The organism is Plantactinospora sp. ZYX-F-223 (genome assembly GCF_039649625.1).
In the GTDB taxonomy this organism is placed as follows: Bacteria; Actinomycetota; Actinomycetes; order Mycobacteriales; family Micromonosporaceae; genus Plantactinospora.
On record NZ_JBDJAV010000110.1, the window covers coordinates 1 to 7376 of the forward strand.

Here is a 7376-nt window from a genome sequence, read left to right on the forward strand (position 1 = left end):
CCTGCGCACCCCCACCGGAGTCGGCGCCGCCATGCGCGCACCATAGCGCCGCGCGGCAACCGAGTAGGCCACCCTGGTAGCCCCCGGCCCGGTTGGGCTTCGTCCGTGGCGGTCGCCGTAGTCAGGAACTCATCCACATCGGATCAGACCCGGACGCCGGGGTCGAGCCCGATTCACCAACTTCGTGCCAGAGCCGGCAAGGCGCTGACACACGTCTGCTGGCGATGTGGGATATCAGAACTGTCCGAATGCCGGCGCCGCTACTGGCCAACCGGGGCTTCGCCACCGGCTCCGGTCGGCGGCTGCACACCCTGGCCGACCTGGTGGCCCACGCTGCGGCGGAAGGACTGGTCGTCCGTCTGGACGGCACCGAGATTCAGGTCCGCCGGCCCCGAGCGGGCCGTCCCGGCCGGCGGACCTTCGTATCCGGCAAGCGCAAGCAGAACACGATCAAAGCGACCATCGCCTCCGACGCCCGCGGCAGAATGCTGTGGGCGTCGGAGCCATCCGCCCATGCCGGATGCACGATCAGACCGCGGTGCGGACCGAAGGCATCGACGACCTGATCGACGCCTCCCCCGGCGTGAGGTTTCTCGTGGATTGTGGCTATCGCGGGCTGGTCAAGGATCATCCTGACCAAGTCACCGCTCCACCACGCAAACCGGGCAAGGATGCACCGGCCGATGAGCAGGCAAGCCTACGAGGCCGCCCGCAAAGTCCAGTCCAGCCGGCGCATCCCAGTCGAACACGCCACCGCGTCCATCATGAGTTGGCGGACGCTGCAACGCTTCGCCGGCCGGCGAGACCAGCTACCCCAGATCATCTGGGCAGTCGCCGGCCTCGCCAGCGACCGCGCCGCAGCGCGAGCCGACCAGCCCGCAAATCACCTCAACTGATCCCAAGTCGTAAGTTATTCTCCCGCTCTTACCCGCTTTGAGCGTTGGTGAAGCCTGGTCGGGCGAGCGAAGCCCCCTCGTTGTCGTCGCAGTCAGTCTCGGTTCCCGGTGAGCGACGCCGTGCGGACCTGCTCATCGTTGGGAAAGTCGCTCGATGCGCTGAGCGCGGCCCAGGCTTCAAGCTCTCGCCCGCCCCACTGCTGGACGGGTAGATAGACCGTCGTCAGCTTGTTGGCATTCGCCCAGCGCAGGAAGGCGCCGACTGCCTTGCTGTTGCGGATCTGTCCGTCGGCGAGCCACCAGTCGACGTGGGTGTGGGTGCAGGTGGCCAAGGTCAGGTGGTTGGCGCTGAGCAGGCCAAGGAAGCTGATGACAGCGCGGGTCTGGTCCCGTACCGCGCCGCACTGATTCGGGTTGGCCCGGGTGCCGGCGACGCGACGGCGGAGCCGTCTGAGCAGGTGCCATACCGTGTACTGCTGCACGAGGTGCCGCTGCGCCGGGTCGGGGATGGCGTCGATGGTTGCGTGCAGCCAGCGTTCCAGCCGAGCCAGGAACTCGTCGCGGGCTGGCAGCACTCCCGCGCCGACGAGTAGTTCTCGCAGGTACCGCCCGGCTTTGTCGGGCTCCAGCGCGTCGAAGGTGTCGTGAGTGAGCGGGATGCGGCCGGTGGCGAGGTCGGACAGCAGGGAGCGGGCACGGCGCTGGCGATGCAGCCAGGCCGACACGTTTTGGGGCTGGTCGCCGGCCACGAGGAAGTCACGTAGTGCTTGCATCGGGGCGGGGATCGCGCCGGTGTGGTCGGCCAGGATCTGGTCGAGCCGGTCGCTGAGCGCGCAGCGCTTGCACACGGCGGCCGTAAGCTGGCCGGAGACGCCGCAGCGGGGACAGCACAGCCACAACCCAGGCCCGGTCCGGGTGCAGGCAGCGCACAACGGCCGGTCGATCGTGCCGCTGCCCACGAGCCGGACGTGGCTGCAGCCGGCGCACCTCGTCCGCCTGCTTCGGCAGGGCACGCACCACGGCAAGCCAGTGGCTTTCGAGGTTTCGCAGTGCGCGAGCCGGCCGCAGATGGAGCACGCCTGCACCGGTGGCGGTGTCCGGCACGCCTCGCAGACCGGCCCGTCGTCGGTCCGGGCGTGAACACGACGGCGCCGGCCGCAGCGCACGCACGGCTCCAGGTTCGCCGGGTCGGTCGCGTTGCAGTACCGGCACAGCGCGGTCCGGTGGTCTACGACTCGCGCCGGGTCGAGCCCGGTGGCATGTTCGTCGCCCTCCCAGGCGAGTCGGTGGACGGGCACGACTTCGCCGCCGCCGCGATCGAGGCTGGTGCCGCCGGGGTACTCGCGTCTCGGCCGGTCGGGGTCCCGGCGGTCGTGGTACCCGATGTGCGGGCCGCGTACGGGCAACTTGCCCGGGCGGTCATCGATCGGCTGCCCGACATCACCGTGATCGGAGTAACGGGCTCAGTCGGCAAGACCTCGACCAAGGACCTCCTCGGCCAGGTCCTCGGCACGCTGGCGCCAACGGTGGCAAACGTCGGCTCAACGAACAACGAGCTCGGCCTGCCCCAGACGGTCGCCCAAGCCAATGACGACACCCGTTACCTGGTGCTGGAGATGGGCGCCCGGGGGATCGGGCACATCACCTACCTCACCGGGATCGCACCGCCGCGCGTCGGCGTGGTGACCAGGATCGGCAGCGCTCACCTGGGCGAGTTCGGCTCTACGGACAACATCGTCACCGCCAAGGGCGAGTTAGTCGAGGCCTTGCCCGCAGGCGACGAGGGCGGGCTCGCCGTGCTCAACGCCGACGACGCCCTCGTGGCGGGCATGACGGCCCGGACGCGGGCACGGGTCCTGACCTACGGGCTGCGCCCAGGTGCCGACGTCCGGGCCATCGACATCGAACTTGACGAGCAAGGGCGGCCCAGGTTCCGGCTCGCTATCCGCAGTGCCGAGGCACGGGTCCGGCTACGGGTTCACGGGGGGCACCAGGTCAGCAACGCCCTCGCCGCAGCTGCGGTCGCGGCCGGTCTCGGCTATCCCCTCGACGCGACCGCGCAGGCCCTCTCCGATGCCGAGGCGCTGTCACCGGGACGCATGCAGGTCACCATACGGCCGGACGGAGTCACGATCATCGACGACGCCTACAACGCCAGCCCGGACGCGATGGGCGCGGCTCTGACCGCCCTCGCGGACATGACCGCGCCCACCGGGCGGCGAGCGGTCGCCGTACTGGGCGAGATGGCCGAACTCGGCGACCAGGCGATGTCAATCCACTATGAGGTCGGTGAGCGGGTCGCCGCCAGTGGCGTCGGATGGCTGGTGGCCATCGGCAGCGACGGTGCCGACGAGTACGCGCGAGGCGCCGCCGGCCAGACGGTCATCGACAGGGTCCCGGATCCGGACCACGCGCTCGCCACTCTTCGCGCCGGGCTCCAGCCGGGTGACGTGGTGCTAGTCAAGGCTGCGAACGCGGTCGGCCTGCAGGTCCTCGCCCGCCAGCTCATCGAGCAGGAGGCCACCGCGCAGCGGCGGGCGTGACATCGGGTCGGCAGCGGGTCAGTGGTGAGGTAGCGCAGGTTCGGCGCGCCGCATCTCGGTTGTCGAACTTCGCTGTCGGACCTGTCCAACACGGCGCTGGTCGGCTCCACTGGCTAGGACCAAGACCCGGTCGAACAACCGCCACGCGGGAGTCGGAACATGGCCGAGATCGTTGTCGAACCACCCGCTGAAATCTCCCCCGGTGTCCGACGTCTGGGACAACCACCAGAGGTCTCAGGCGGGTCGTGCCGACAGCAGCTGTCAGGGCGGGAAGCCGCAGGCCCGCCCTTGGATGTCATTGGCCGCCAGCGGCGGGTGGTTGTCGCCGCGACGGGTCCGAGCCTGGTCGCTGCGGCGGTGGTCAGGCATCGGGCTCGGACCCTGCTGGCCGGCGCGATTCCGGCCGGTCAGGCACGCCGCCTTGACGCTGATCGCGGTCTCGAAGGCAGTCGAGCCGCGATAGGGATCATGGCACTGCCAGCCGGCACAATCAGCGTCTCGGACACCGGTGTACAAGTGCTGACGCCTCCTGACGTCGACGAGGTACTCGGCGCGAGTCTGGCCAGCGAGGGTGGGGATCTGCACCTGTGGTTAGCGGCCGTGCGGCTGGCGGCCTCTGGCGAATCCACCACACGGTCAGCGCCGACAGCGGCGCCACCTGGTCCCCGCCAACGGCGGTTGCGGGTCTGGCCGTCGGGGCGACCGCGCGGTCAGGTGCTCTCACCTTCGGTGCTGCGACGTCCGGACGGCTGGTGGTGGATGTGGTACGTGTGCCAGGACGAGCGCGGGCGTCGGGTGCACATGGCCCGCTCCGTCGACGGCCGCGCCTGGCACTACCGAAGGATGGCCGTGGACCTCGGGGAACCGGGCAGCGCGGACGCCGACGGCGTCGACTGCCCGTCGGTCGTGGCGACGAGCGACGGCACGCTGGTCATGGCCTACGGCGCCGGCACCTCACGCAGCCTTGCCGCGGCGGTGTCCCGCGACGGTGTCATCTGGCGCAAGCTCGGTCCGATCTTGCACCGCCGGCTAGTCGGCCCGGATACCGGCCGCGTCTGGTACCCGGCGTGGTTGCCCACCGGCTCGGATGTGGCGGAGCTGCTCTACGCCGGACAGGACGCTCACGCCTGCTGGACGATCCTCACCGCGGGCCAGGTCGCACTGCCGCTGCTGGCCGCACGGCCGAGCCCTCTCCCACTGACCGCTGCCGCCGACGCCGCCCTCACCCACATCCGCGCCGCGGTCACCGACGACTACCTGGTCGAACCCGACTACCACCGGCCGCCGCCGGTCTACCGCTCACCGGATGGCCGAGTCGAGCAGCTACGCCCCAGCACCAGCCCGGTCTTCACCTTCCGAGACGGACCCGGCCAGCCGGCAGGAGTGGTCAAGCTCGGCCGCGACCGCGCCAGCGCCGAGCGCGAGTTCTCCGGCCAGCAAGCCCTCGCCCGCTACTACCCGATCCCGACCGCGACGCTGCACTACCAGCAGGGGCAGGCCGCCCTGGTCATGGAATACCTCGACGGGATCCCCCTCGCCGGCCTGGCCCGCACCGACCCCGCCCGGTTCGAGGCCATTCTGGCCGACGTCGCCGCCCGCCTGGCCACGACCGCCGGGGCCACCCTCGTTCCGACCCAGCATCTCGACGGGCCTCCGGATCACACCGAGGAGGCCCCCGCTGTCCTCGCGGGCTGGGCCGCCGAACTCACGGCCCGACTCCGCCCGTGGTCCCGGCACCGACTCACGCTCGACGGCGAGCCGCTCCCCTTCACCCTGGCCGGCCTCCTGGACCTCACCCACGGTCGGCTCGCGCAGCCGCCGACGTGGGTCGTGCACGCCAGCGGGGATCCCCACCTGAACAACGTCCACGTCGCCCGCCACGGGCAACGGTGGTGGCTGCTCGACTGCGAGTACGCCGGGCTGCACGACCTCGAGTACCTCCTGGCGAAGCTACTCACCTCCTGCTTCAAACACACCGGGTTACTCACCGCCACCGCCACGACTCGCCACCAGAGCCTGCACCTCGACGCCCGGATCGAGCACCCCGTCGGCCAACGGCTGCTGACGACGCCGTGGCTGCTGGGCCCGTTCGCCCGGCTGCCGACGGACCGGCAGCGCCTCGCCGCGCACCTGCTACCGCTGCTGAACTTCCGGTTCACCAGCTACGGCGACGGCCCGCCCGCGTTCGGCCTGACCGCCCTCGTCCTGGCCGCCCGCCTAATCCTCAATCAGCAGTAGCTTCCACCACCGCAGTGGGCCGGGCGGCCCGAGGTGTCATCGAGCGGCTGCGGAGTCGATCAGCTCGCGAGCACCCGCAGCCAGCAGCTTCTGGGCGACATGCCGGCCAAGGGCGGCGGCGTCTGTGGCTGAGCCCTGCTCGGTGGCGGTCACCCGCTTGGCGCCGTCGGGACTGTAGACCGCGCCGCTCAGCCGTACCGTGTGGTCCGGGCCAACTTGGGCGAGCCCGCCGATCGGGCTGTGGCAGTGCCCGGTCAGGGCGCGCAGCATGGCGCGTTCGGCGGTGGCCGCGAGGGCGGTGGGCGGGTGGTTGAGCCGGGCGACGAGCTCGGCGGTCGCGGTGTCCCCGGTGCGGGCGGTGATCACGATCGTGCCGGCGCCGACGGCGGGCAGCATGTCCTCGACCGGCAGCACGGAAGTGATTCGGGCTGCCTGGCCGATACGGTGCAGCCCGGCGACGGCGAGGATCATCGCGTCGCACTCGCCGTCGTCAAGCTTGCGCAGCCGGGTGTTCGTGTTTCCGCGTACGGCGGTGACGCGCAGGTGTGGCCACCGTGCGGTCAGCTGTGCCCGGCGTCGTGGGGAACTGGTCGCCACGAGCGCGTCGGCGGGCAGGTCGTCGAGGCTGCTGCCGTGGCGGGACACGACCGCGTCGTGCACGTCCTCGCGCGGCAGATAGGCGGCGATGGTCAGGCCCTCGGGCAGTGCGACGTCACCGGGGACGTCCTTGAGGCAGTGCACGGCGATCGTGACCTCCCCGGCGAGCTGGGCGCGGTCCAGTTCCCGGACGAACGCGCCCTTGCCTCCGATCGTGGCGAGCTCACCGGTCCACCGATCGCCGCTGGTCGTCATCGGCACCAACCGGGTCTCGACGGTCGAGTCGAGCTGGTCCAACACGGCGGCGACCTGCTCCGCCTGGGCCATCGCCATCGGCGAGGCGCGGGTACCCACCGTGATCAGTCGTCGCGTCACCCGAGCAGGGTACGGCCGGACCCTGTCGTGATGGCGCGAGCGGCGGCGGCGCGGCGAGACGGTTCATCCCGTGACCGGGCTCGGCACCACCAACCCAGCAGTCCGCTCGACGAACGCAACCGTTTCCTCCAGCGATGAGGACTCGGGGATCACCAACTCGCCGGCCATGCCGAGGAGGTCGCGGGGCCGGTACCAGCCGCGCATGTCCTCGGCGGTGAACTCGGCCGCCTGCGGCCGGAGCGTGTGCCGGCGCAACGTCTCCTCCAAGGACACATCCAGGTAAAACACGTGTGTGTCACCCCGGTGGTCCCGGCACAACGCCGAGATCATCGCCCCGTACCGGTGGGAGATGAGGATCCCTTCGAGCACCACGTGGTAGCCGTGCCGCAGCGCGAGCCGCACGGTCTGGGAGATCAGCTCGGGGGCGAGGCCGCCGTCGACATCGCGTTCCCGCAGGACGGTGCGGCGCAGGTAGTCCTGCCCGGGCTTACCCACTGCCCTCTGGGTAATTGAGGGCCTTGAGCTGGGCGAACACGTCACGCACATGTTCATGACGTTGGTACGGGCGACGGGCTCGATGCCCGCCGCCCTGCGGCTGCCGTCCACGCCACTGATGCCTGCCTGGCCCACTACACTCGGTTACCGCCTAGCGGAGCCTCAGGCGCGGATCGCGGCTACCGGTTTCCGGTTGATCGGCGGCTGACCGAGGGTGGAAAGGCCGAGATGC

Annotated in this window: 5 protein-coding genes and 1 pseudogene; 3 read left to right on the forward strand and 3 right to left on the reverse strand. The window is 70.7% G+C overall.

The features are described 5' to 3' along the window. Positions 1 to 683: 683 nt before the first annotated feature. The gene (locus tag AAH979_RS42175; protein WP_346263725.1) at positions 684 to 896 is read left to right on the forward strand and encodes a hypothetical protein; all 213 of its coding nucleotides are present in this window, start codon (positions 684 to 686) and stop codon (positions 894 to 896) included. A gap of 92 nt (positions 897 to 988) precedes the next feature. Here AAH979_RS42175 and AAH979_RS42180 read toward each other — a convergent pair whose 3' ends face one another. Beyond that, positions 989 to 1855: a hypothetical protein gene (locus AAH979_RS42180; RefSeq protein WP_346263726.1), complete on the reverse strand. Its 867-nt coding sequence runs from the start codon at positions 1853 to 1855 to the stop codon at positions 989 to 991. A 264-nt stretch (positions 1856 to 2119) separates the two neighbouring features. Between AAH979_RS42180 and murF the strand changes: the two genes are divergently transcribed. Together murF and AAH979_RS42190 are read left to right on the forward strand one after the other, a co-directional pair. Next, positions 2120 to 3439 (forward strand): UDP-N-acetylmuramoyl-tripeptide--D-alanyl-D-alanine ligase, encoded by a 1320-nt coding sequence (murF, locus tag AAH979_RS42185; RefSeq protein WP_346263727.1) that lies wholly within the window; start codon positions 2120 to 2122, stop codon positions 3437 to 3439. Between the two features lie 729 nt (positions 3440 to 4168). Next, positions 4169 to 5677, forward strand: coding sequence for a phosphotransferase (locus AAH979_RS42190; protein ID WP_346263728.1), 1509 nt, complete (start codon positions 4169 to 4171; stop codon positions 5675 to 5677). A gap of 36 nt (positions 5678 to 5713) precedes the next feature. On the opposite strand, the gene hemC is transcribed toward AAH979_RS42190, so the two are convergent. After that, on the reverse strand, positions 5714 to 6649 hold the full coding sequence (gene hemC, locus AAH979_RS42195) for a hydroxymethylbilane synthase (protein ID WP_346263729.1): 936 nt from the start codon (positions 6647 to 6649) through the stop codon (positions 5714 to 5716). A gap of 63 nt (positions 6650 to 6712) precedes the next feature. Next, positions 6713 to 7129, reverse strand: a pseudogene (locus AAH979_RS42200) (kinase); the annotation flags it as partial. Positions 7130 to 7376 lie beyond the last annotated feature (247 nt).